This window comes from Conexibacter woesei Iso977N, assembly GCF_000424625.1.
Classification (GTDB): domain Bacteria; phylum Actinomycetota; class Thermoleophilia; order Solirubrobacterales; family Solirubrobacteraceae; genus Baekduia; species Baekduia woesei_A.
Genome location: NZ_AUKG01000002.1, coordinates 266,237 through 288,787, shown reverse-complemented (window position 1 = coordinate 288,787; position 22,551 = coordinate 266,237). Strand labels below are relative to the sequence as shown.

27 protein-coding genes and 1 riboswitch are annotated in these 22,551 nt (G+C 71.3%); of the genes, 6 read left to right on the top strand and 21 right to left on the bottom strand.

Annotation, left to right across the window (positions count from 1 at the left end; translation table 11 throughout):
- Window position 1: 1 nt before the first annotated feature.
- Window positions 2-1,342, top strand: coding sequence for a cytochrome P450 (locus H030_RS32010; protein WP_051222640.1), 1,341 nt, complete (start codon window positions 2-4; stop codon window positions 1,340-1,342).
- On the opposite strand, the gene H030_RS0113620 is transcribed toward H030_RS32010, so the two are convergent.
- The 6 genes from H030_RS0113620 to H030_RS0113590 all read right to left on the bottom strand — a co-directional run bounded on the left by H030_RS0113620 (window position 1,275) and on the right by H030_RS0113590 (window position 6,080).
- Window positions 1,275-2,234, bottom strand: a complete 960-nt coding sequence (locus tag H030_RS0113620) for a hypothetical protein (protein WP_027006512.1) — start codon at window positions 2,232-2,234, stop codon at window positions 1,275-1,277. The genes H030_RS32010 and H030_RS0113620 overlap by 68 nt on opposite strands.
- The gene (locus H030_RS0113615) at window positions 2,231-2,614 is read right to left on the bottom strand and encodes a cupin domain-containing protein (protein WP_027006511.1); all 384 of its coding nucleotides are present in this window, start codon (window positions 2,612-2,614) and stop codon (window positions 2,231-2,233) included. Before H030_RS0113615 ends, H030_RS0113620 begins: the two co-directional genes overlap by 4 nt.
- A gap of 125 nt (window positions 2,615-2,739) precedes the next feature.
- Entirely contained in the window at window positions 2,740-2,931 is a 192-nt protein-coding gene (locus tag H030_RS0113610; RefSeq protein WP_027006510.1) for a hypothetical protein, read from the bottom strand.
- Window positions 2,932-3,252: 321 nt separating this feature from the next.
- The gene (locus H030_RS0113600; protein WP_027006509.1) at window positions 3,253-4,173 is read right to left on the bottom strand and encodes a hypothetical protein; all 921 of its coding nucleotides are present in this window, start codon (window positions 4,171-4,173) and stop codon (window positions 3,253-3,255) included.
- Between the two features lie 13 nt (window positions 4,174-4,186).
- Entirely contained in the window at window positions 4,187-5,092 is a 906-nt protein-coding gene (locus H030_RS0113595; RefSeq protein WP_027006508.1) for a hypothetical protein, read from the bottom strand.
- 61 nt (window positions 5,093-5,153) lie between these two features.
- Window positions 5,154-6,080, bottom strand: coding sequence for a ribonucleotide-diphosphate reductase subunit beta (locus tag H030_RS0113590; RefSeq protein WP_027006507.1), 927 nt, complete (start codon window positions 6,078-6,080; stop codon window positions 5,154-5,156).
- Between the two features lie 84 nt (window positions 6,081-6,164).
- On the opposite strand from H030_RS0113590, the gene H030_RS0113585 reads away from it, so the two are divergent.
- Window positions 6,165-6,794: a TetR/AcrR family transcriptional regulator gene (locus H030_RS0113585; RefSeq protein ID WP_027006506.1), complete on the top strand. Its 630-nt coding sequence runs from the start codon at window positions 6,165-6,167 to the stop codon at window positions 6,792-6,794.
- On the opposite strand, the gene H030_RS0113580 is transcribed toward H030_RS0113585, so the two are convergent.
- The gene (locus H030_RS0113580) at window positions 6,791-7,555 is read right to left on the bottom strand and encodes a helix-turn-helix domain-containing protein (protein ID WP_027006505.1); all 765 of its coding nucleotides are present in this window, start codon (window positions 7,553-7,555) and stop codon (window positions 6,791-6,793) included. The genes H030_RS0113585 and H030_RS0113580 overlap by 4 nt on opposite strands.
- A gap of 54 nt (window positions 7,556-7,609) precedes the next feature.
- Between H030_RS0113580 and H030_RS0113575 the strand changes: the two genes are divergently transcribed.
- A complete protein-coding gene (locus H030_RS0113575; protein WP_027006504.1) occupies window positions 7,610-8,080 on the top strand; it encodes a VOC family protein in 471 nt (156 codons plus the stop codon).
- 12 nt (window positions 8,081-8,092) lie between these two features.
- On the opposite strand, the gene H030_RS32005 is transcribed toward H030_RS0113575, so the two are convergent.
- On the bottom strand, window positions 8,093-9,274 hold the full coding sequence (locus H030_RS32005; protein ID WP_051222638.1) for a glycosyltransferase family 4 protein: 1,182 nt from the start codon (window positions 9,272-9,274) through the stop codon (window positions 8,093-8,095).
- A gap of 74 nt (window positions 9,275-9,348) precedes the next feature.
- On the opposite strand from H030_RS32005, the gene H030_RS0113565 reads away from it, so the two are divergent.
- Window positions 9,349-10,332: a glycosyltransferase gene (locus H030_RS0113565; RefSeq protein WP_027006503.1), complete on the top strand. Its 984-nt coding sequence runs from the start codon at window positions 9,349-9,351 to the stop codon at window positions 10,330-10,332.
- Entirely contained in the window at window positions 10,329-10,835 is a 507-nt protein-coding gene (locus H030_RS0113560; protein WP_027006502.1) for an ATP-binding protein, read from the top strand. The genes H030_RS0113565 and H030_RS0113560 overlap by 4 nt, the downstream gene beginning before the upstream one ends.
- A gap of 66 nt (window positions 10,836-10,901) precedes the next feature.
- On the opposite strand, the gene glyA is transcribed toward H030_RS0113560, so the two are convergent.
- The 12 genes from glyA to H030_RS0113500 all read right to left on the bottom strand — a co-directional run bounded on the left by glyA (window position 10,902) and on the right by H030_RS0113500 (window position 21,782).
- The gene (glyA, locus tag H030_RS0113555) at window positions 10,902-12,194 is read right to left on the bottom strand and encodes a serine hydroxymethyltransferase (RefSeq protein WP_231398439.1); all 1,293 of its coding nucleotides are present in this window, start codon (window positions 12,192-12,194) and stop codon (window positions 10,902-10,904) included.
- A 32-nt stretch (window positions 12,195-12,226) separates the two neighbouring features.
- Window positions 12,227-12,312, bottom strand: a riboswitch (ZMP/ZTP riboswitch).
- Between the two features lie 6 nt (window positions 12,313-12,318).
- Window positions 12,319-12,783, bottom strand: coding sequence for a ribose 5-phosphate isomerase B (rpiB, locus tag H030_RS0113550; RefSeq protein WP_027006500.1), 465 nt, complete (start codon window positions 12,781-12,783; stop codon window positions 12,319-12,321).
- A 67-nt stretch (window positions 12,784-12,850) separates the two neighbouring features.
- Entirely contained in the window at window positions 12,851-13,477 is a 627-nt protein-coding gene (locus H030_RS0113545) for an L-threonylcarbamoyladenylate synthase (protein ID WP_027006499.1), read from the bottom strand.
- Window positions 13,477-14,319 (bottom strand): peptide chain release factor N(5)-glutamine methyltransferase, encoded by an 843-nt coding sequence (prmC, locus tag H030_RS0113540; protein ID WP_051222636.1) that lies wholly within the window; start codon window positions 14,317-14,319, stop codon window positions 13,477-13,479. The genes H030_RS0113545 and prmC overlap by 1 nt, the downstream gene beginning before the upstream one ends.
- Window positions 14,320-14,322: 3 nt before the next feature.
- On the bottom strand, window positions 14,323-15,369 hold the full coding sequence (gene prfA, locus H030_RS0113535; protein ID WP_027006497.1) for a peptide chain release factor 1: 1,047 nt from the start codon (window positions 15,367-15,369) through the stop codon (window positions 14,323-14,325).
- Between the two features lie 81 nt (window positions 15,370-15,450).
- Entirely contained in the window at window positions 15,451-16,491 is a 1,041-nt protein-coding gene (locus H030_RS32000) for a DUF1385 domain-containing protein (RefSeq protein WP_051222634.1), read from the bottom strand.
- A gap of 15 nt (window positions 16,492-16,506) precedes the next feature.
- Entirely contained in the window at window positions 16,507-16,722 is a 216-nt protein-coding gene (gene rpmE / locus H030_RS0113525; protein ID WP_027006496.1) for a 50S ribosomal protein L31, read from the bottom strand.
- 68 nt (window positions 16,723-16,790) lie between these two features.
- Window positions 16,791-17,543 carry a CARDB domain-containing protein gene (locus H030_RS0113520; protein ID WP_027006495.1) on the bottom strand — a complete coding sequence of 251 codons (753 nt, stop codon included), beginning with the start codon at window positions 17,541-17,543 and terminating at the stop codon, window positions 16,791-16,793.
- 129 nt (window positions 17,544-17,672) lie between these two features.
- The gene (locus H030_RS0113515) at window positions 17,673-19,418 is read right to left on the bottom strand and encodes an electron transfer flavoprotein-ubiquinone oxidoreductase (RefSeq protein ID WP_027006494.1); all 1,746 of its coding nucleotides are present in this window, start codon (window positions 19,416-19,418) and stop codon (window positions 17,673-17,675) included.
- 4 nt (window positions 19,419-19,422) lie between these two features.
- Window positions 19,423-20,394, bottom strand: coding sequence for an electron transfer flavoprotein subunit alpha/FixB family protein (locus H030_RS0113510; protein WP_027006493.1), 972 nt, complete (start codon window positions 20,392-20,394; stop codon window positions 19,423-19,425).
- A gap of 35 nt (window positions 20,395-20,429) precedes the next feature.
- Window positions 20,430-21,224, bottom strand: coding sequence for an electron transfer flavoprotein subunit beta/FixA family protein (locus H030_RS0113505; protein WP_051222631.1), 795 nt, complete (start codon window positions 21,222-21,224; stop codon window positions 20,430-20,432).
- A 129-nt stretch (window positions 21,225-21,353) separates the two neighbouring features.
- The gene (locus tag H030_RS0113500) at window positions 21,354-21,782 is read right to left on the bottom strand and encodes a cobalamin B12-binding domain-containing protein (protein WP_027006491.1); all 429 of its coding nucleotides are present in this window, start codon (window positions 21,780-21,782) and stop codon (window positions 21,354-21,356) included.
- Window positions 21,783-21,902: 120 nt separating this feature from the next.
- On the opposite strand from H030_RS0113500, the gene H030_RS0113495 reads away from it, so the two are divergent.
- Window positions 21,903-22,145: a hypothetical protein gene (locus tag H030_RS0113495; protein ID WP_027006490.1), complete on the top strand. Its 243-nt coding sequence runs from the start codon at window positions 21,903-21,905 to the stop codon at window positions 22,143-22,145.
- 34 nt (window positions 22,146-22,179) lie between these two features.
- Here H030_RS0113495 and H030_RS0113490 read toward each other — a convergent pair whose 3' ends face one another.
- Window positions 22,180-22,509, bottom strand: coding sequence for a cupredoxin domain-containing protein (locus H030_RS0113490; protein WP_051222629.1), 330 nt, complete (start codon window positions 22,507-22,509; stop codon window positions 22,180-22,182).
- Window positions 22,510-22,551: the final 42 nt, after the last annotated feature.

The window sequence follows — 22,551 nt, the reverse complement described above, 5'->3', positions numbered from 1 at the left end:
CATGCTCCCGCCCGGACCGAGCCTCTCGCCGCGCCGTCAGGTCCTCGCCTGGCTCTTCCGCCCCGAAGCGGTGATGGAGCGCGCGCAGCGCGAGTGCGGCGACGTCTTCACGCTCCAACTCCCGCTCGGGCCGATCGTCGCGGTCGCCGACCCGGCGCTGATCAAGGAGGTCTTCACCGGCGACAGCGACGTCCTGCGCGCCGGCGAGGGCAACGCGCCGCTGGAGCCCGTCGTCGGCCCGGACTCGCTGCTGCTGCTCGACGGCGCGCGCCACCTGCGCCGCCGGCGGCTCGTCCTGCCGCCGTTCCACGGCGACCGCCTCAAGGCCTACAGCTCGACGATGGCCGACATCACCGCGGCCGACCTCGCGACCTGGCCGCACGACGAGCCGTTCCCGGTCGAGCCGCGCCTGCGGGCGATCACGCTGGCGATCATCCTGCGCGTCGTCTTCGGGATCGAGGACTCGCAGCGCGCCGCGACGCTGGAGCGCCTGATCCCCCAGCTCATCCCCGACGGCGCCGTCTCCTCGCTGCTCCTCCTCCCCGCCCTGCGCCGCGACCTCGGCCCGCGCTCGCCGTGGCGGCGCTTCCTCCAGGCCCGCGCCGCGATCGACGCGATCCTCTTCGACGAGATCGCCCACCGCCGCGCCGAGACCGAGCACGGCGACGACATCTTGTCCATGTTGGTCCAGGCCCGCGACGAGGACGGCGCGCCGCTGACCGACCACGAGCTGCGCGACGAGCTGATCACGCTCCTGACCGCCGGCCACGAGACGACCGCCTCCGCCCTCTCCTGGACGTTCGCGCTCCTGCACCACCGCCCCGACCTCGCGGAGGCGGCGCGCCACGACGACGCGCTGCTCGACGCGATCGTCACCGAGACGCTGCGCCTCAAGCCACCGCTCTCGCTCGCGGTCCGCCGGACCACGCAACCCCTACAACTCGGGTCCCACACGTTGCCCGCCGGGACGCGCGTCGGCCCGTGCCTCTACCTGGCCAACCGCCACCCCGCCACCTACGGCCCGGACGCGGGCGCCTTCCGGCCCGAGCGCTTCCTCGACACCACCAACAAGCCCGACACCTACAGCTGGGTCCCGTTCGGCGGCGGCATCCGCCGCTGCGTCGGCGCCGCCTTCGCGCAGCTCGAGATGCGCACGGTCCTGCGCGCCGCGCTCGACACCTACAACATCACGCCCGCGCCGCCGCGCGGCCGCGCCGAGCGCACCCGCCGCCGTGCGATCGTCCTGACCCCCAGCGCGGGCGGCCGGACGATCGTCAGCCCGCGGCGCGCGCCCGCGCCCGCTGCGCCTCGCGCCGCAGCAGCGTCTTCTGCTCGGCCCTGACGACCGCCAGCGCCGGGCGCGACTTGCCGTGCGGGTTGACGAGGCCCGAGTCCCAGTTCTCGCCCTTGGCGGCGTTCCACTGGTACAGGTAGACCCGCGTGATCCGGCGACTCAGCGGCACGAGCTTCTGGAACACCCAGCGCGTCGCGACCGCCGCGTGCGCGGCCGACTCGGGGAACGTCACCTTCGCCGCGTTGCTGCGCTTGACGATCCCGCCGGTCTCGGTGAACCAGATCTGCCCGGTCGTGTGCGCGAGCAGCCGCCGCGTCCCGGTCGTGCGCAGCCGGTTGGCGTCGATGTAGTTGTGCAGGCCCCAGTACCTCGGCGCCAGCCTCCTGCCGATGTGCCTGCGGTACGCGTCGACCCACGAGGCCATGTTCGGCATGTCGAGCAGCTCGGCGCCCAAGATGGTGCACTTGGGGCACGCGCGCCGCATGCCGCGGTAGTAGCTCGACACGAGCGCCGGGCGGTGGCACGTCGGCTCGCCGCAGTGGTTGGCCTCGTTCCAGGTCGCGAACGTGGTCGCCCACGGGTAGCGCCTGCGGAACTGCTGGAAGTCGTACTTGTAGCGCGACGGCGTCGGCAGCTTGCGCCGGTCGACGCGCGAGTGGCCGAAGCCCACCAGCGGCTGGACGCCTTCGGCGCGCGCGGCCTCCATCCACTGGTCGACCTCCGCGACCTCCCAGGGGTGCTCCATCGCATCCCAGGAGACCGCGATCCGCGCGTAGCCGATCTGCAGCGACCGGAACAGCGGGTCGCTGAACATGTCCGGCTTCTGGTCGGCGATGCCGATGACCAGCGCGGGCGACGACGCCGCGCGGGCACCGAGGGCCGCGACCAGCGCGACCCCGACGATCAGGGCGCGGACCCACAACGACAGCGACCGGCTCACGACGCGGGGTCCGGCTCCTCGGTCAGCACGGTGTCCTCGTGCGAGTACGCGGGCGAGCAGCAGCACAGCAGGACCAGCGGCTCGGCGCCGGCGGAGTTGTCGAGCTTGTGCTCGACGCCGGGCGGCAGGACGACGCAGTCGCCCGCGCGCACGTCGCGCCACTCGTCGCCCACGCGCACGCGGCCCGCGCCGCCGAGGAAGAAGTACAGCTCCTCGGACGCGCGGTGGTAGTGGGCGATCGTCTGCCCGCCGGCCGGCACGACCGCCTCGGCCAGCGACTGGTTCTGCGACGGCAGGGTCACGCGCCCGGCGATCTCGCGGATCGTCGAGCCATCGAGGGTCGTGAACGGCTCCCGCTCGTCCAGGTTCGCGAGGTCCATCGCCAGCAAGTTACCCGGCGCAGCGGTGGAACCACCCCACCCCGGACGCCGTGAGGGCGTCCGGGGTGCGTGTGGCTCGGGGAGGAGAGGGGTCCGTTCTCCGGGGTCGTACGGCACTGGGGGTCCTAGGAGGCCAGGACCCTGCGGGCCGACTCGCGGTCGACACGCCGGGCCGCGCCGGCCAGGGAGCGGGCGACGATCGCCCGTCCCCGGCCTGGGGGAGCTTTGGCCCTGCGCGCCTCGATCACGTCACGCACCGACGCGCTCGAGCGCGGTGCGGCGGACTTGACGTAGTCGGCGTGGAGGTAGAACTGCATGACGGTGGTGCTCCTTCTTGGTGTTGATGAAGGGGCCACCGCCCGGAAGGGGCGAAGCGAGAGTCCTTGGCGGGCGGTGGGACGCCCGCGGACTGGTGAGGGACCTAGCGCGCGAGCGTCGACGTGACGGACCAACGATGACCGGAGAAGACCGTGGTCTTCCGGGCCGCCGGGAAGGCGACCTGGGTCATGTTGGGGAGGATGTCGCGTCGGGTGACTCGCATGGAGATCCCCTCCTCTCTACATGTAGGTCTTGATGACCGTCGTGTAGGAGAAGTCCCGGGGACCGTACCAGCGCAGGCCCCGGGGCCGCAAGTGCGGTTAACCCGCCTTCACACCCATCAGGCCCTGGATGACCGCCAGCGCCGGGCGCGGCTTGTCGTCGGGGCCGATCAGGCCGGAGTCCCACGTGCGCGCCGCCGCGTTGTCGGACCTGCTGCTGAGCCCTGTGTTCCAGTGGTAGATGTAGACCCGCTGCACGCGCGGGCTGAGCTTCGCCAGCGTGGAGAACACGTACTTGGTGGCCTTGGCCGCGTGCTGCGCGCCGGTCGGGAACCTGACCGCCGAGTTGTTGTTGCGCGCGACGACGCCGCCTGTCTCGGTGAACCAGACCGCGCCCCTGACCGACGTCAGCAGCTTCCTGGTCCCGGTCGTCCGCAGCAGGTTCGCGTCGTCGTAGTTGTGCAGGCCCCAGACCTTCGGCGTCCGCTTCGCGGCCTTGACGAAGCGCTGGGCCCACGTCCCGACGTTGTTGCGGTCCAACAGGTCGGCGCCCAGGATCGTGCACGTCGGGCACGCCCTGCGCATCGCGTTCCACCAGCGCGCGACGGTCGCCGGCTGCTTGTTGATGTTCGCCTCGTTCCAGGTCGCGAACTCCCTGACGAACGGGTAGCGCCTGCGCAGGTCCTTCAGCGACCTCGCCATCTGCGCGGCCGACGGGTTGTAGGACGCGCGCCTCTGCGAGCGCGTGAACGTCACCAGCGGCGCCGTGCCCGCGGCCTTCGCGCCCGCCATCCAGCCGTCGAGCCACGTGCGCAGGCGCGCGTCGCGCAGCGCGTCGTACGGGACCATGACCCGGACGTGCTTGACGTGCAGCGCGGTGAAGCGCGGGTCCGTGAACATGTCGGTCTTGTTGTCGGCGATGCCGATCGCGACCTTCGCCTGGGCGGCGGTCGTGCCGCCCACGGCCAGCACGGCGAGGGCGATGAGGGTCAGCAGGACGGCGTGCGTGGGGCGGCGCATGAGCGCCGGAAGGCTAGCGAGCCGCGCGCCGGATCCGGCCGAGCTCGCCCTGCAGGGTGCTCAGCGCCGGGCGCGCTTGGCCGTCGGGCCCGACGAAGCCCGAGTCCCACGTCGCCGCGCCGGTCTCGCCGAGGCCGGTGTCCCAGTGGTACAGGTACACGCGCTGGATCCGCGGGGAGACCCTCGCGAGCTTGTCGAAGATGAACTTCGTGACCTTCGCGGCGCGCGAGGTGCCGGTCGGGAAGACGAGCCTGGAGCCGTTGGCGCGCTTGACGATGCCGCCGGTCTCGGTGAACCAGAACGACCCGCCGACCGAGGCGAGGAGCTTCTTGGTGGTCTTGGTCGACAGCGTGTTGGCGTCGACGTAGTTGTGCAGGCCCCAGAGCTTGGGCGTGCGGTGCGCGGCGGCGACGAAGCGCTGGGCCCAGGAGATCATGTTGGGCTTGTCGAGCAGGTCGGTCGCCAGGACGTTGCAGGTCGGGCAGCCCTTGCGCAGCGCCAGCCACCACTTCGCGACGACGGCCGGCTTCTTGTTCATGTTGGCCTCGTTCCAGGACGAGAAGTCCTTCAGGAACGGGTAGCGCCTGCGCAGCGCCCTCATGTTCGAGACCAGCTGCTGCGGCGTCGGGTTGTAGGAGATGCGCCGGGGCGAGCGGTCGAAGGTGACCAGCGGGCGCGCGCCGGTGGCCTTGGCGCCGTTCATCCAGAGGTCGAGCTGCGCAGTCGCGGTCGCGTCGCTGAGGACGTCCCAGCGCAGGTCGATGCGCGCGTAGCCGACGTGCAGGGCCTGGAAGCGCGGGTCGCTGAACATGTCGGCCTTGTTGTCGGCGATGCCGACGCCCAGCGGGGCGACCGCGGCGTGGGCTGCAGCGGGCAGGGCGGCGAGCGCGAGCAGGGTCAGCACGAGGAGGCGGCGCATGTCCCGGTCGTCGGAACGCGCGCCACCCCCTTGATGTCAGGCCTCTGGCACCAGGCGCGCGCTACGCGGCGACCGGCGCGCCGTCCTCGGGCGCGCCCGCCAGCGACACGCCGATGACCTTCAGGCGGCGGGTCAGCGCCTGGAAGGCGAAGCCGTGGACCTCGTCGCTGCGGACGCCGAGGATCTCGTACTCGTCGCCGATGTCGAAGCCGCGCGGGGTCAGGACGCCGGCCGCGATCGGGATCAGCTCCTGCAGCGTCGCGGTGATCCTGCGCGCCAGCTCCGGGCTCTCGCGCGCCTTCTGCTGCAGGAACCACGTGCCGTAGGCGACGTGGCGGTGCTCGTCCTGGGAGATCCGGCGGAAGCCCTCCAGGAAGCCGGGCAGGATCCCGCGGTCCTCGAAGACGCGCGTCAGCGTGTCCTGGCCGGTGAGCGCGAGCGTCCCCTCGATGACCATGTGGTAGGTCGTGACGAAGTCGACCTTGGCGTCCATGTCGGCCGGGTCGGCGAGCAGGCGCCTGTTGGCGTCGACCAGCACGTCGTCGAACAGGATCTTGAAGGACTCGTTGAGGTCGGCGCGGGCGCGGTCGAGGCGCTGCTCGAACGTGCCGTCGTAGCCGACGACCTTGTTGTAGAAGTTGTTGAAGTGCTGGGCGTGACGCGCCTCGTCGACCTGCTGGGTGGTGAGGAACGCCTCTTCGCTCTGGGACTCGTAGGCGCCGACGAGGCCGTTGAACTGCGTGGCCACGCGCTCCTCGCCGATGAAGAACGACGACAGGAACCAGGTGATGTGGTCCTTGTCCTCCTCGCTGAGGTTCGCCCAGTCCTCGCGGTCCTGCGTGAAGTCGATCGTGTGCGTCGACCACGGCTGGCGCTCCCACAGCTCGTAGAGCTGCTGCGGGGTCATCAGCACGACCGAGGACAGCTTGGACTCGTCGCTGATCGTGGCGACGTCGCCCTGCGACGTGAGCTCGAGGAGGTTGGCCATGCCGGCGATCCTGACAGGGTGTTTGACACAGTGTCAAGCGTTCGTTGACAGGGTGTCAGGGTGGTGGAGGTATGGTGGCTCAGGATGTCCGGAGACGAAGAGCGCACCAGCCCTGTCGCCCACCGCGAGGGCCCGGCGACGGCCAAGCGCGCGCAGGTCCAGGCCGACGTGCTGCGCGCGACCGAGGAGCTGCTGGCGTCCGGGTCGTCCTACGCGGACCTCAACGTCGAGAAGATCGCCAGGGCGGCCGGGATCTCGCGGACCGCGTTCTACTTCTACTTCGCCGACAAGCGCGACCTGCTGATGCGCCTGGCGGGCGACGTCACCGAGTTGTTGTACGCCCAGGCCGACATCTGGTTCAGCGGCGACGGCGACTCGCCCGAGGAGGAGATCCGGGAGGCGCTGACGCGGATCGCCGAGCTCTACCGCGTGCACGGCGTGCTGATCCGGGCGATCGTGGAGGTGTCCACCTACGAGGAGGACATCGCGACGTTCTGGCGCGGGCTGCTGCAGCGCTTCGTCGACGCGACCGCGCGGCGGATCGAGGCCGAAGGCCACCTGCCGGACGGCCTGGCCGTGCCGACGGCGTTCGCGCTGACGTGGATGGTCGAGCGGACCTACTACCAGCAGCTGGTCCAGGACGACCCGGTCCCGCTGGACGCGATGGTCGACGCGATCGTCGGGATCTACCGCGGGACCGTGTACGGCGGCTAGTAGCGCCCGGGCGGCTTGCCGGTCGCCTGCTTGAAGCTGTTGGTGAAGTGGGCCTGGTCGGCGTAGCCGAGGTCGTAGGCGAGGTCCGCCGCGGCGTCGCGCCCGGCCGCGACACGCTCGACCGCCTCGTGGAGGCGGGCACGTTGTAGGACTTGCTTGGGCGTGAGGCCGACGTGGTCGCGGAAGAGGCGCTGGAGCGCGCGGGTCGTGAGGCCGTGGCGGCGCGCGACCTCGGCGACGGTCGTACGCCCGGGCTCGGGCGCGTCGATGATCGCGACGCAGACGCGGTTGGCGAGCAGCGCGCGCTCGTCCTCGTCCCGCCACCGCGCGCGCAGGAAGTCCTCGACGTGCGCGCGGTGCTCCTCCGGGCTGCGCGCCTGCGCGAGCGCGCGCTCCAGGCGCTCGCCGTCCGGGCCGAACGCCTCGGCGAAGCTCACGGTGCGGTCGGTCAGCGCGTGGGCGGGGAGGTCGGAGATCGCCGGGAGCAGGCCCGCGGCGATCCGGGTCCCGAGGGCGTGGCCGCGGCCCTGGAGGGTCCGGTCGTCGCGGCCGGTCACGGGACCGGCGACGAACGGGCCGTCGCTGCCGTGGCCGAGGTTGACGCACGGGAACGGCAGGACGCCCTGGACGTGGCCGGCGCCCGGCGGCAGGTCCCAGCGGACGTGCCAGTGCAGGTCGACGAGCGCCGCGAGGTCCGGCGCGGGCGGCGTGCGGTCCAGGCGGAAGCCCGTGTCCGGGGTGGTGAGGACGCCGCGCGCCATGGGTGTCGCATTCTTCCAAGACGGGCGCGTGGGGCCGGCCGTAGCTTCGCGGCCATGACCTCCCCCATCCCCTCCGGCTTCCACAGCCTGACCCCGGGCATCATCGTCGACGGCGCCGCGCGCGCCCTGGACTTCTACGAGCGCGCCTTCGGCGCCGAGGTGACGTTGCGCCTCACCATGGGCGACCTGGTCGCCCACGCCGAGGTCCGGATCGGCGACTCCATGGTGTACGTCAACGACCCGATGCCGGACCTCGGCCTCGTCGCGCCGGCCGCCGATCGCGACGCGTGGCCGTCGTCGCTGCTGATCTACTGCGAGGACGCCGCGGCGCTGCACGCGCGGGCGGTCGCGGCAGGCGCGACCGAGATCCACCCGGTGGCCGACCAGTTCCACGGCGACCGCGTCGGCTCGCTGCGCGACCCGTTCGGGCACCGCTGGATCATCGCGACGCGCATCGAGGACATGAGCGCGGAGGAGATGCAGGTGCGCCTCGACGCCTGGATGGCGCAGGGCGCGGCGCACTAGCCGCAGCGCGCGTCAGCCGCGGCGGTTCAGCGCCTCGAACTCGCCCGTTTCCATCTGGCGCTGGACGTCGGCGTCGACCTCGTGTTGCTCGGCGTCCGGCCTCACGCGGCGGATCCGGACCGCGGAGAGGCGGCGCAGCTTGAGGATCTCCAACACGTAGACCAGGTACGCCGACGCCGCGGCCACCACCAGGGCGAACGCGAGCACGACGAGCGACCACCCTGTGTTGAGGTGGCCGTGGTTGTCGGAGTACGGGATGAAGCGCAGGGAGACGGCGAAGGCGCCGAGCAGGAGCGTCCAGGCGTACAGGTAGATCAGCGTCTTGCGCTCGCTGAAGCCGATCCGGTTGAAGCGGTGGTGGAAGTGGTTGGCGTCGGCGATGTAGACCTTGCGCTTGTACTTCATGCGCTTGAGGACGACGAACGTCGTGTCCAGGAACGGCACCGCGAGCACGACCAGCGGGATCACGAGCGCGAGGACGGCCTGCGTCTTGACCGCGCCCTCGACCGCGATGCAGCCGAGCAGGAAGCCGAGCAGGTTCGCACCGCAGTCGCCCATGTAGATCGAGGCGGGCGGGAAGTTGTGCACCAGGAACCCGGCGGCGGCGCCTGCGGTGCAGGCGGCGAGGATCGCGGCGTGGCTGCGGTCGAGGTCGAAGGCGATGATCGCGAACGCCGCCGCGCTGATCGCGCAGACGCCGGCGGCGAGGCCGTCGACGCCGTCGGAGAAGTTGACGACGTTCATCATCGCGACGATCCCGATGACGGTGATCGGGCCGCCCGCGGAGCCGAAGTCGATCGCGCCGAAGAACGGCAGCGTGATGTTCGTGACCTCGACGCCTGCGGCGACCGGGATCGTGGCGGCGACGACCTGGCCGAGCAGCTTGACGGCCGGGTGCAGGTCGAAGCGGTCGTCGATCGCGCCGACGACCGTGATCAGCGCGCCGCCGATCAGGATCCCGACGAAGCGGTCGTGGGTCCGGTGGGTGGTCTCGATGAAGATCAGGCCCGCGACGAGCGTGCCCGCGAAGATCGCGAGGCCGCCGAGCAGCGGCGTGGATCCGCGGCCGAGGCCGCGCGACTTGGGCTGGTCGACCGCGCCGACGGTGCGCGCGAACCTCGCCGTCAACGGCGTCAGCAGGACGGCCACCATGAACGCGACCGCGAAGGCGTAGACGGCGTCGAGCTCCGTCATGTGGGCTGAAGGGTATTCGGCGGGTCGGCGTGCGAGGCTTCTGCGCAGGTTTGCGGATCCTGCTCGTGACTCAGATGTGGCCGACGGAGGCCGAACCCGACCTCGGGGCGTTCCTGCTGCCGCTCGTGCGCGAGCTGCGCGCGGCGGGGCACGACGTGGAGGTCAGCGCGCGGTCGCAGCGCGGCGGCTCGGCGGCGAAGTACCTCCACCTCGCGTCCTCCGCGGTGCGCGCCGCTCGTCGCTTCAAGCCCGACGTCGTGTTCGCCCATTTCCTCTTCCCCGCGGGGTTCGCCGGCCTGCTGGCCGCGCGCGCGGCGCGCGCGCCGTTGGTGGTCATGGCCCACGGACAAGACGTCGCGAACCTCGACCGAGTTGCGCTCCGCTGGGCGACCGCGCCGGTCCTGCGCGGTTCGGCGGCGGTGATCGCGAACTCGTCGTGGCTCGCCGGGCGGTTGACGGCGCACTTCCCGCGCGTCGAACCGGTGGTCGTCGACCTCGGCGTCGACCTGGCGCAGTTCGCGCCGGGCGCGGCGCCCGCGGCTGCGTGGCCGGGCGAGCACCCGCGCTTCCTCTGCGTCGGCTCGCTGATCGAGCGCAAGAACGTCCTCGCGCTCGCGAGCGCCTTCGAGCGCCTCGGCCGCGGCTCGCTCGTCTTCGTCGGCGACGGTCCGCTGCGCACGCAGCTGGAGTCCCGCGGGGGCGTGACCGTCGTCGGCCGCATCCCCCACACCGAGGTCCCCGGCTGGTACGCGGCCTGCGACGTCCTCTGCCAGCCCTCGCTGCTCGAGCCCTTCGGCCTCGCGACCCTCGAGGCGATGGCGCTCGAGCGCACCGTCGTCGCCACCGCCGTCGGCGGCCCGCCGGAGTTCGTGACGCCCGCCGCCGGCATCCTCGTCGACCCCCACGACCCCGCGGCGCTGACGACCGCGCTCCGCGACGCGACGACCTACCCGACGCCCAACCCGGCAGCGCGCGAAGCCGCCTCGGCGCACGACGCGGCCACGCAAGCGGCGCGTATGGCCGCAGTCCTACAACAAGCCATCGCCACCCGGCGATGACCCACGCGCTGCTGCTCGTCGGGGCCCCCGGCGCCGGCAAGTCCTCCATCTTGGAAGCCCTCGGCTCCGCGCTGGAGCGCGCCGAGATCCCCTACGGCTCGATCGAGTCCGAGCAGCTCTCGATGGGCTGGCCCCTGCTCCCGGCGACCACCTGGATCCCGACCCTCGCCACGGTCCTGTCAGCCCAACTCGCCGCCGGCCGCACCCTGCTCCTCATCGCCGCAACGCCGGAGTCCCCCACCGACCTCGTCCAGCTCCAAGCGGCGATCCCGACCGAGCGACTCACGACGATCTGCCTCTCAGCACCACCCGACCTCGTCGCCTCGCGCATCGCCACCCGCGAACCCGACACCTGGCCCGGCAAACCCCACCTCATCGCCCACGCCCGCCACCTCGCCGCGACCATCCCCACCTTCCCCGGCATCACCGAGACGATCTCCACGATCGACCGAGCCCCCACGTCGATCGCCGCCGCCCTCGCGCGGACCTTCCTCCTGACCTGAGCAGCGGCGGTCCAAGTCGTCCAACCCCCGCTATACGGGGGTCAGACGACTTGGACCGCGCCGAGGTCAGGCGGCGGTCGGTGTCGAGAGGTGCTCGTAGAGCGGGTAGCGGTCGGCGATGGCCGACACGCGGTCCGACAGGGTGTCGCGGGAGGACTCGAAGGCCGGCGTCAGCGCGGTGGCGATGATGTCGCCGATCTCGCGGAAATCGTCGGCCTGGAGGCCGCGGGTCGCGAGGGCGGCGGTGCCGACGCGCAGGCCGGAGGTGACCATCGGCGGGCGCGGGTCGAACGGGACCGCGTTGCGGTTGACCGTGATGCCGATGTCGTGGAGGCGGTCCTCGGACTGCTGGCCGTCGATCTCGCTCTCGCGCAGGTCGACCAGCGCCAGGTGCACGTCGGTGCCGCCCGTGAGGACGTTCACGCCGTGCCCGGCGCCCATCAGCGCCTCCGCGACGGCCTGGGCGCCCGCGATCGTGCGCTCCTGACGCTCGCGGAACAGCTCGGACGCGGCGATCTTGAACGCGACCGCCTTGCCGGCGATCACGTGCTCCAGCGGCCCGCCCTGCTGGCCGGGGAACACGGCGCTGTTGATGGCCCTGGCGTGCTCCTCGCGGCACAGGATCAGCCCGCCGCGCGCGCCGCCGATCGTCTTGTGCACGGTCGACGTCACGACGTCGGCGTGCTCGACCGGGTTCGGGTGCAGGCCCGCGGCGACGAGCCCTGCGAAGTGGGCCATGTCCACCATCAACAGCGCGCCGACCTCGTCGGCGATCGCCCGGAAGCGCGCGAAGTCCAGCTGCCGCGGGTAGGCGCTCCAACCCGCCAACAGCAGCTTCGGCCTGCGCTCCTTGGCGATCCGCTCGACCTCGTCCATGTCGATCAGCGAGGTCTCGCGATCCACCTCGTACGGCGCGATGTCGTACAGCCGCCCGGACACGTTGAGCTTCATGCCGTGCGAGAGATGCCCGCCGTGCGGCAGCGACAGCCCCATGATCGTGTCGCCCGGCTGCAGCAGCGCGTGGTAGACGGCGGAGTTCGCCTGCGCGCCCGCGTGCGGCTGGACGTTGGCGTGCTCGGCGCCGAACAGCGCCTTCGCGCGGTCGATCGCCAGCTGCTCGATCACGTCGACCCACTCGCACCCGCCGTAGTACCGGCGCCCCGGATAACCCTCGGCGTACTTGTTGGTCAAGACGCTGCCCTGCGCCTCCAGGATCGCCTGGGGCACGAAGTTCTCGGACGCGATCATCTCCAGCGTCCGCTGCTGGCGGTGCAGCTCCCTGCCGATCGCCTCGGCGACCTCGGGGTCGACTTCGGCGAGCGACTGGGTGAAGAAGTCAGGGCTCAGATCGGAAGACACGGCAGCGACGCTCCTCTAGGAGAAAGGTTCCGAGAATGTGCCCAGGCGCGCGGCAGAACTGCTCTCGTCGCTTCCCGGAGGTCGGTTCCTCCCTCGGGCGCCAGTCGCGACGCCACCGAAGGTATCAGCCGGGAACGCTGGCTTGAACGGCCGATCCGTCGAGCTCGCTGATCTGCGAGACGCGACGCGCGTGGCGCCCGCCCTCGAACGCGGTGACCAGGAAGCGCTCGACGATCGCGTCCGCCTCGACCGGCGCCAGCCGCGCGCCCGAGAGCGTCACCGTGTTGGCGTCGTTGTGGCGGCGGGCCATCTCGGCCTCCCCCGGATCGTGGGCGTTGACCGCCCGGACCCCGGACACCTTGTTGGCGACGATCGCGACGCCGACTCCCGACCCGCACGCGAGCACGGCCCGCGCGGCCTCTCCGGACCCGACCAGGCGCGCGGCCTGCTCGGCGTACGTGGGGTAGTCCACCGACTCGGGCGACTCCGGCCCGACGTCGATCAGCTCGTGGCCTTCACTTGCCAGCACGCGCTTGACGTGCTCCTTGAGGTGAAAGCCCGCGTGGTCCGACCCGATGGCGATGACCATGTCGGCGCCAATGTACAACCATCGCGCACGCCGCGGGACCCACCCGGCGCCCGCAAACTGCGGCAACTTACGAGACGAGGCCCTCGAGCGCCGCCGCCACGCGGTCGCGGCCGAGCGCGCCCTCGCGCAGGATCGCCCACGTCCCGTCGCCCTCGAACCTGCGCAGGTCGATGACCGTCGAGGCGGTCCCGTCCAGCTCGCCCACGTCGAGGACGAGGTCGACCTCGGAGACGATCGCCGGGTCGATGTCGCTCACGCGCCGCGCGTCCGCGCCACCGCTCGGGTTCGCGGAGGACTGCATGACCGGCCACCTCACGGCCCCCAGGCCGGCGGTCGCGGGCCCGAGCGCGGGCACGCGCAGCCCCAGCGTCTCCGGGTCCGGCCCGCACGCGAGCGGGAAGCGCCGCGCCGGGTTGGGCAGCAGCAGCGTCACGGGGCCGGGCAGCAGCCCTTCGAGCGCCGCGACCGTGCTCGGCCCCAGCTCCGGCAGCGCGGCCAGCGCGAGCTCGAGCGAGAACAGCAGCACCGCGGCGGGCTTGTCCGGCCGTCGCCCCTTGATGGCGTACAGCCGCTCGACCGCCTCGACCGTGTCCGGGTCGCACGCGAGCCCGTAGACCGTGTCGGCACCGAAGATCGCGACCCCGCCGACCGCCATGCAGCGCTCGAACGTCGCGGCCTCGTCCTGGGTGATCATCAGCGCTGCCCCACCACGACGCGCTCGTGGCCCGCCAGGTCGGTGACCGTCGAGACCTCCGGGAACCCGGCCGCCGCGACCAGCGCCCGGACCGCCGGCGCCTGCCCGGCGCCGACCTCCATCGCCAACATGTAGGCGTCGGTCCCCGCCGCCTGCGTCACCAGCGGCCGGATCGTGCGCAGCCCGTCGTTGCCGGCGAACAGCGCCAGCGCCGGCTCGTGCGCGACGACCTCGGGCGCCAGGAAGCGGCGCTGGGTCTCCTCCACGTAGGGCGGGTTCGACACGACCACATCGACATGCGGATCGACCCCGTCGAGGAGATCGCCCTGCGTGAACGTCACGTCCAGCCCCAATCGCTCTGCGTTGCCGCGCGCGACCGCGAGCGCGTCCGGTGAGACATCCGAAGCGCTCACGCGGAAGTCCGGGCGCTCGTCCTTCAGGGCCAGCGCGATCGCGCCGCTGCCCGTGCCGACGTCGTGCACGCGCGAGCCCGACGGCAGGTCCAGCAGCGCCTCGACGAGGTGCTCGGTCTCCGGCCGCGGCACGAGCACGCGCGGGTCGACGTGCAGGTCCAGGTGCCGGAAACCCTTGCGCTCCACGAGGTAGGCGACCGGCACGCGCTCGACCGTGCGCCGCCGGATCGCGTCGCGGAACCAGCGCGCGGCGTCGCCGGTGACCTCGCGGTCGGGGTCCAGCCACAGCGTCGTGCGCTCGACGCCGAGCGCGTGGGCCAGCAGCACCTCCGCGTCCAGGCGCGGCGAGTCGACGCCCGCCGCCTGCAACGCGACCAGCGCCGAGTCCAGCGCCTCGCGCACGCCCGGCCCGGCGAAGGGCGACGGCATCGGCTACGCGGCCGCCTGCGACTCCAGGCCGCGGCGCTTCTCGTCGTCCTGCAGGGCGGCGGTGAACTCGTCGAGCTCGCCTTCGAGGACCGCGTCGAGGTTGTGCGCCGTCAGCTTGATGCGGTGGTCGGTCACGCGCCGCTCACCGTAGTTGTAGGTCCGGATCTTCTCGGCGCGGTCGCCGGTGCCGACCTGCGAGCGGCGCGCGTCGGCGGTCGCCGCCTGCTGCTCGGCCAGCGCGCGCTCGTAGAGGCGCGCGCGCAGCACGCGCATCGCCTTCTCACGGTTCTGCAGCTGCGACTTCTCGTCCTGCATCGCGACCGCGACGCCGGTCGGCTTGTGCGTGATCCGGACCGCCGAGTCGGTGGTGTTGACCGACTGGCCGCCCGGACCGCCGGAGCGGTAGACGTCGATCTGCAGGTCGTTCTGGTCGATGTGGATGTCGACGTCCTCGGCCTCGGGCAGCACGGCGACCGTCGCGGTCGACGTGTGGATGCGGCCCTGGGACTCCGTCGCCGGCACGCGCTGCACGCGGTGCGTCCCGCCCTCGTACTTGAAGACCGAGTAGGCGCCGTCGCCCTTGACCGCGAACGTGTACTTGCCCTCGCTCTGGTCCATCGTCTCGGTAGTGAACCCGCGACGCTCGGCGTAGCGGGTGAACATCCGGTAGAGATCGCCGGCCCAGAGGCCCGCCTCCTCGCCGCCGGCGCCGCCCTGGATCTCGACGATGACGTTCTTGTCGTCGTTGGGATCGGGCTCGACCATCGCCAGCCGGATCTCCTCCTCCAGCTCCTCGATCCGCGCCTCGGAGGAGCGCAGCAGCTCGCGCAGCTCGGGGTCCTCGCCCTCGGCCAGCAGCTCGCGCGCGCCCGCGGCGTCGTCGACCGCATGCCGCCACTCCTCGGCCAGCTTCGCGGCCGGCTCCAGGCGGCGGTACTCGCGCCCGACCTCCGCGTAGCGGTTGCGATCCCCGATCACGTCGGGGTCGGTGATGAGGCGACCGACCTCCGCGAAGCGGCTTTCGATCTGGTCGACGAGGGACTCGATCATGCGACCATCGAGCCTACCGCCCGGCGGTGCGAACGAGCCGCTAGGCGAGTTCGCGCAATGGCGTGGTCGCCCCCTGGGCGATCACGCCACGACTTCGACGCCGACGAGATCCTGGTCGGTGTACCCCATGGGGTCCTCCAGCTCCAGGACGGCGTTCATGGCGGCGATGGCGACTGCGAGCTGGTCGAGGTCGGGCTCGCGGGTCGTGAGCTTCTGCAGCATCAGGCCCGGCCACATGATGGCCCGGACCCAGCCGCGCCGGCGGTTCTTGCCGGCGAACTTGATCAGCTCGAACGAGATGCCCGCGATCAGCGGCACGCCGACGATGCGCGTGAGGACCAGCCAGTACCAGGCGGGCAGGCCGATCGGGGCGAAGACGAAGATGGCGACGATCATCACGACGAGCAGGAAGCTCGTGCCGCAGCGCGGGTGCAGGCGCGAGAACTTCTGCGCGTTGACCGGCGTCAGCTCCAACCCGGCCTCGTAGCAGGAGATCGTCTTGTGCTCGGCGCCGTGGTACTCGAACACGCGGCGCAGGTCGCGCAGGCGCGAGAGCAGCAGCAGGTAGCCGAGGAAGATGCCGGTGCGCAGGACGCCCTCGACGAGCCAGAACAGGAACGACGAGTGCAGCTGGTCCTTGATCAGCGACGTCAGCCCGACCGGGATGACGAAGAACAGGCCGACCGCGAGCAGCACGGCGACGACGACCGTCCCGGCCCAGACGCCGCCGGAGATCTCCTGCTCCTCCTCGGGCAGCTGCGCGTTGGCGCTGATGCCGAGGGCCTTGAAGCCGATCGCGAGCGACTCGCCGAGCGCGGCCACGCCGCGGATCAGCGGCAGGCGCAGCACGCGGTGCTTCTTGAGCACCGACGTCAGCGGCTCGGTCGTGACCTCGATCTCGCCGAGTGGGATCTCCTCGGCCTCGAGCCCGCCCTCGTGGAGCTGCTCGGGCAGCGGCTTGCGGACCGCCACCGCCCAGGTCGAGATGCCGCGCATCATGACGCCCTCGAGGACGGCCTGGCCGCCTACGGGTGCGTCACGCTGCGCAACGAGCTGATCGCCGAACGCACCGTCACCGACGGCGACGGAGGCGCCGTCGGGCTTGGTCGGTGCGTCGGCCATCTCAGCTTGGGAGTGCTAGTCCTTCGAGCCGGCCGCGCGGGCCTGGCGACGCTTGAAGCGGTCGATGCGGCCGCCCGTGTCCATGATCTTCTGCTTGCCCGTGTAGAACGGGTGGCATTCCGCGCAGACCTCGACGTGGATCTCGGCCTGCGTCGAGCGGGTGTAGAAGTCGTTGCCGCAGGTGCAGGTGACGTGCGAGACGACGTATTCGGGGTGGATGGCGGTCTTCATGATCGGGGTCAAGTGTAGCGTCACGCGACCGTCCGGAACGCCTCCCTCAGCGCTCATACGGTGCATGGCTATGCCAACGGGCAGGCTCGCTGCACGACGTCGTCGGACTCGACGCTCTCGTCGACCGTCCCGGCGACGTCCAGCGTCACCGTGATCGTCGACCCGGGCGCGCAGCGCGGGGCCGCCAGCGAACCGGTCGCCTGGGCGCCGGGCGCGACCGGGCCGAGCGTCAGCGGGTTCGAGACCCTGCCGTCGATCGTCAGCGTGACCGCGAACGGGTCGGCCTCGGTCAGCCCGTCGTTCTCGACCGAGATCGCGTACGCCGCCTGCCCGCCGGCGATCGCCGTCGCCGACAGCGACGCCAGCACGAGATCCGCGCGCGGATCGGGCTCCTCGCAGGCCGGCGTCGTGCGCGTCAGCGTCTTCTGCGCGTGCCCGCGCGCGTCCAGCCACCGGAACGTGACGGTCGCGCGGTAGGCCGCGGGCGCGGTCAGCGCCTCGACGCGCTTGGTGAACACGAAGCCCTCGCGGCCCGGGTCGCTGGTCACCCAGCCGCTCCAGCCCGGGACCGAGACCCTCTTGTACCTCGTCCTCGTCGACGACCCCGGCCGCTGCTGGAGCTGGAAGCGCATCTGCATGCGCCTGGTGCCGCTCAACGCCGGCATCGAGCCGGTGAACGCCGCGGCGCGCGCGTCGGGGTCGGCGCCGGTCAGGCAGCTGGCCACCTTCGCCGACAGCGGCACCCGGTCGGAGGCGTGCGCGGTCGCGCCGCTCGCCAGAGCGACAACACCAACAACCGCGATGAGGACCTTGAACCGCACGTTCAGACCAACAAGCGTACGCCGCCGCAGTTGCGGTGCAGGACCCGGCGAGACATACGCGCCGGAACGGCGAAGGGCGCCCCGCAGGACGCCCTTCGCACCACTCCGGCTCGGCCTGTTCGGCCGGGCTCAGGTCTGCTGGTACAGCGGCCCGTCGCCGCCCTCGGGCGTCGTCAGGCGACCGCCCTTGGCCGTGATCGCGCCGCACTGCACGCAGTTGGTGTAGTTGACGATCACGTCGACGTTGCCGGTCTCCGGCGCCTCGTCCGGGATCTCGTACACGCCTGCGGGGCACATCCAGCGCCACGTCTCGGCCACCTCGCGCGGCACGTTCCTGCGCACGCGGATGTGGTTCGGGGCGTCATCGCGGGTCGCGTTGCCCGTGATGAAGACCGACGACAGCTTGTCGAACGTGTACTTCCCGTCCGGCTTGGGATAGCCGTCCTTGGTCTTGCCGATGAACATCGGCTTCTGGTCCTGCCTGTGCCACGCGAGCTTGCCCGCCGGGAGCTTGCCCTTGGTCGCGATCGCCAGGTTGACCGGCAGCGCGCCGCGGATGAAGCCCCTCTGGAACGGCTGGCGGCCGTTGCGGACCTGGTACAGCTCCTTGCCGATCGACGAGTCCTCGACGGCGTCCTCGTAGGACTCCAGCGAGGTCTTGCCGTTCTTGAGGGCGTCGTAGATCGCGTCGCCGGCCAGGATGCCCGCCTTGACGCAGTGGTGAACGCCCTTGAGCGCCACCGTGTCGACCATGCCGCCGGCGTCGCCGACCAGCAGCGCGCCCGGCATCGTCAGCTTGGGCATCGACCAGTAGCCGCCGCCCGGCAGCGCCTTGGCGCCCCAGCCGACGCGCTCGCCGCCCTCGAGGATCTTCTTGACCAGCGGGTGCAGCTTGAACTGCTGCAGCAGGTCGTGGGCCGAGGTCGTGGCGTCCGCGTAGTCGAGGTCGACGACGAAGCCGATCGACACGAGGTCGTCGCCCGTCTTCTCGTCCTTCATCGGGTAGATCCACGTGCCGCCGATCTGGCCGTACTTGGCCGACAGCTTGACCGGCCACGGGCCGATCGTGTGGATCACGCGGTCCAGCGGCCTGGCGACCTTCCAGATCTCCTTGACCCCGAGCTCCCAGGTCTGGGGCTCGGCGCCCTCGGCCAGGTCGAACTCGCGGATCGCGGGACCGGTCAGGTGGCCCCAGCAGCCCTCGGCCAGCACCGTGAACTGCGCGGTGATGTCCGTGCCGGGCTCGAAGTTGCCCAGCGGCTCGCCGTCCTTGCCGCGGCCCTTGTCGCCGGAGCGCACGCCCTTGACGCGGCCCTCGTCGACGAGCAGCTGCGTCGCCGCGGTCTCGGTCAGGACGTAGGCCCCGGCCTCCTCCGCGATCTTCTGCTGGTAGCGGGCCAGCGCCGACACCGAGATGACCTCGTTGCCGTGGTTCTTGAAGTTCGGCGGGATCGGCCACAACGGCAGCGAGATCCTCGAGGTCGGTGTCATGTACACCGACTCCTTGTGGACCTCGCCGAACGCCCACCCTTCCCTGCGCCAGTCCTCGCGCGTCAGGTCGGGGTAGAGCTCCAGGAGCGACTCGGGACGGACGACCGCGCCGGACAGGTTGTGCCCGCCGCAGACCTTCGCCTTCTCGATCACCGCGACGGGGACCTCGCCGAGGCGCTCCATCGTCTCCGGATCGTCGGCGAGGAGCTGCAGGAGCCGGTTGGCCGTGGCGAGCCCCGCCGTGCCGCCGCCAACGATGGCGACGCCGACGTCGATGCGCTCGTCCTCGGGATCCAGCTCCCGCTTGATGAACTCCTTCTGCGGGTCGACCGGCGGCGGGTACGCCGCCGGTGCCACCCGACCGTTGCCGTTGTGGCCGGCCATGGCGCTAGCCCTTGCGGGCCTTCACCGCCTCGGTCAGCTTGGGCAGGATCTTGTTCAGGTCGCCGACGATGCCGAGGTCCGAGAACTCGAAGATCGGGGCGTTGGCGTCCTTGTTGATGGCGACGATGTTCTCCGACGCCTGCATGCCCACCTTGTGCTGGATCGCGCCGGAGATGCCCGCCGCGAGGTACAGCTTCGGCGCGACGGTCTTGCCCGTCTGGCCGATCTGCGCCGCGTAGGGGTACCAGCCGGCGTCGACCACGGCGCGCGTCGCGGCGACCGCCGCGTTGCCGCCGAAGGCCTTGGCCAGGTCGTCGCAGAGCTCGAAGCCCTCGGCCTTGCCGAGGCCACGGCCGCCGGCGATCAGGATCGAGGCGCCCTCGATGTCGACGTCGGCGCCGCGCTGCTCGCCGCGCGTGACGATCGTCGCCTGCTGGGCCTGGGCCGACAGGTCGGCGTCGACGTTCTCGACCGGAGCGTCGGAGCCGGACTCCTTGAGCTCGAACGCGTTGAGGCGGGCGATGATGATGCCCTTGCCCTTGTAGCGCGAGGTCGAGATCGACGAGTCGCCCAGGATCGGGCGCTCGGCGACCAGCTTGCCGCCCTCGACGTTGACGGCGGTGACCTCCATCGTCACGCCGGCGTCGACGCGCGCGGCCAGGCCGGCGCCGATCTCGAAGCCGAGCAGGCCGCCGCCGAAGACGGCGTACTCGTAGCCGCCGCCCTCGAAGAGCTTGCCGAAGACGTCGATCACCGGGGCCGCGAGGCCCTCGGGGGCCTCGGCCTTGATGACCTTCGTCGCGCCGTACTTGCCGAGCGTGGCCGCGAGGTCGTCGGCGATGCCCTGCCCGACGACGACCGCGTGGGCCTCGCCGCCCAGCTCACCCGCGAGGCGCGAGGCCTCGGAGATCGCGCCGAGCGAGTTCTTGTTGAAGGCGCCCTCGTTGTGCAGGGCGTAGACCAGGATGTTGCTCATCGCTGTGGTTCTCCTATCTCAGTCCGGGACGGGGCCTAGGCGAGGAGCTTGCGCTCGTCGAGCCACGCGACGATCTTGGCCACGGTGTCATCCGTGTCCTCGTCCTCGATGATCGTGCCGGCCGACTTGGCGGCCGGGGCCTTGAAGTCACCGCACTTGACGTTGGAGCCCTCGGCGCCGACCTTGCCGGCGTCGACGCCCGCGTCAGCGGCGGAGATGTTCTCCAGCGGCTTCTTCTTCGCGCCCATGATCGCCTTCAGCGACGGGTAGCGCGGCTCGTTGATCGCGTCGCCGACCGAGATGACGGCGGGCAGCGAGACCTTGACGGTGTCGTAGCCGTACTCGGCCTGACGCTCGCAGGTGAGCTCGGTGCCGGCGATGTCGAGCTTGATGACCTGGGTCAGCGACGGCTGGCCGAGGTGCTCGGCGACGACCGCGCCGATCGTGTAGCACTCGCCGTCGTCGGACTGCTGCCCGAGCAGGACGAGGTCCGGGTTCTCACGCTTGAGCACCTGTGCCAGCGCGTAGCCGGTCGCGGCGACGTCGGAGCCCGCGAGGGCCTCGTCGCTCAGGTGCACGGAGCGGTCGGCGCCCAGCGAGACGGCCTTGTGCAACGCACGCACGGCCGAGTCGGGGCCCATGGTGACGGCCACGATCTCCTCGACCGGGACGGCGCCACCCTCCTTGATCTGCATCGCAGCCTCGATGGCATGCGTGTCATACGGGTTGAGGTTCTTCTCACCGCTGCGATCCAGACGACCCGAGTTGGGGTCGATGCGCTTCTGGACGGCGGCGTCCGGGACTTCCTTGACCAACACGGCGATCTTCACGGTGTCAGTGCCTCCTCTGGCGAACGAACATTCGGGATGGTACCCGTTCCATTGACTGACAAGTCAATCAGGCGGGGTGACCGCACTGCTCCTGGGTTTCCACCACGGTCCATGGAGCAGCTCGGGCTACTAGACGCCCTGCCGAGGCGAGGCCTCGACGGCGGACCGGATGAAGTCGATGATGTCCTGCGTCGGCGCGCCCGGCGTGAAGACCTCGGACACTCCGAGCTCCTTCAGCGGCGCGATGTCGTCGTTGGGGATCGTGCCCCCGACGGTGACGAGGACGTCGTCGATGCCCTGCTGCTTGAGCAGGTCGACGATGCGGGGGACCAGCGTCATGTGGGCCCCGGAGAGGATCGACAGCCCGACGGCGTCGGCGTCCTCCTGGATCACGGTCTCGACGATCTGCTCCGGGGTCTGGTGCAACCCGGTGTAGATCACCTCCATGCCGGCATCGCGCAGGGCGCGCGCGATGATCTTGGCTCCGCGGTCGTGTCCGTCGAGGCCGGGCTTGGCGACGACGACGCGGATCTTGCGCTGAGTGGGAGTCGCAGACATGGTCGATTCCTTCCGGCCAACTGGATGGTCCGGAGGCGCGCGGATCGTAGCGACATGTGCCGCTCGGGCGCGTCGCGGTGGCCGCGATCGTTCACTCGGGCCGGATAGGCTCCGCCTCCCATGGCGGAGATCGAGGTCGGCGACGTGCTCCTGGCGAAGGGCCCGACGGGGCGCTTCCACGCGGTCGTCACCGGCGTCCGCCTCGGCCGGCTGGCCGTCGAGCGGTGCGACGGGCGCCCGTCCGGGCCGCTGTCGGCGCGCGACGTCGTGACGGTGTACAAGGCGGCCGGGCGGCCGAGCCCGGAGCCGCCGCGGGTGCGGCAGCTCCGGCCCAGCGGCCAGCTGCGGCTCGACCTCGAGTAGGGAACGCGCAGCGTCGTGGCCTCGGTCCGCGGCGCTACTTGACCGTGATGGTCATCTTCATGCCGGGGGCGTGGATCGTGCAGAGGATCGTGTAGGTCCCGGCCCTCGTCAGCTTCTTGGAGAAGCTGCCCGACGTCCTGTTGCCGGTGTGGAACTTCGCCGGGCCCCTCGTGACCGTGACGTTGTGCGGGGCGTCGCCCTTCCAGATCCACTTGACCGTCGTGCCCTTCCTGACGGTGATCTTGTTGGCGACGAACTTGTTGTCCTTGACCTGGACGGTCTTGGACGACGCGGCGAGGGCGGGGACGGCGATGGCGCCGGCGGCGACCAGGGTCGCGACGCCTGCGGCGAGCGGCTTCTTCATGGGACCGGGTTCTCCTCAGAGCTTTGGGACGGGCTGCGGCGG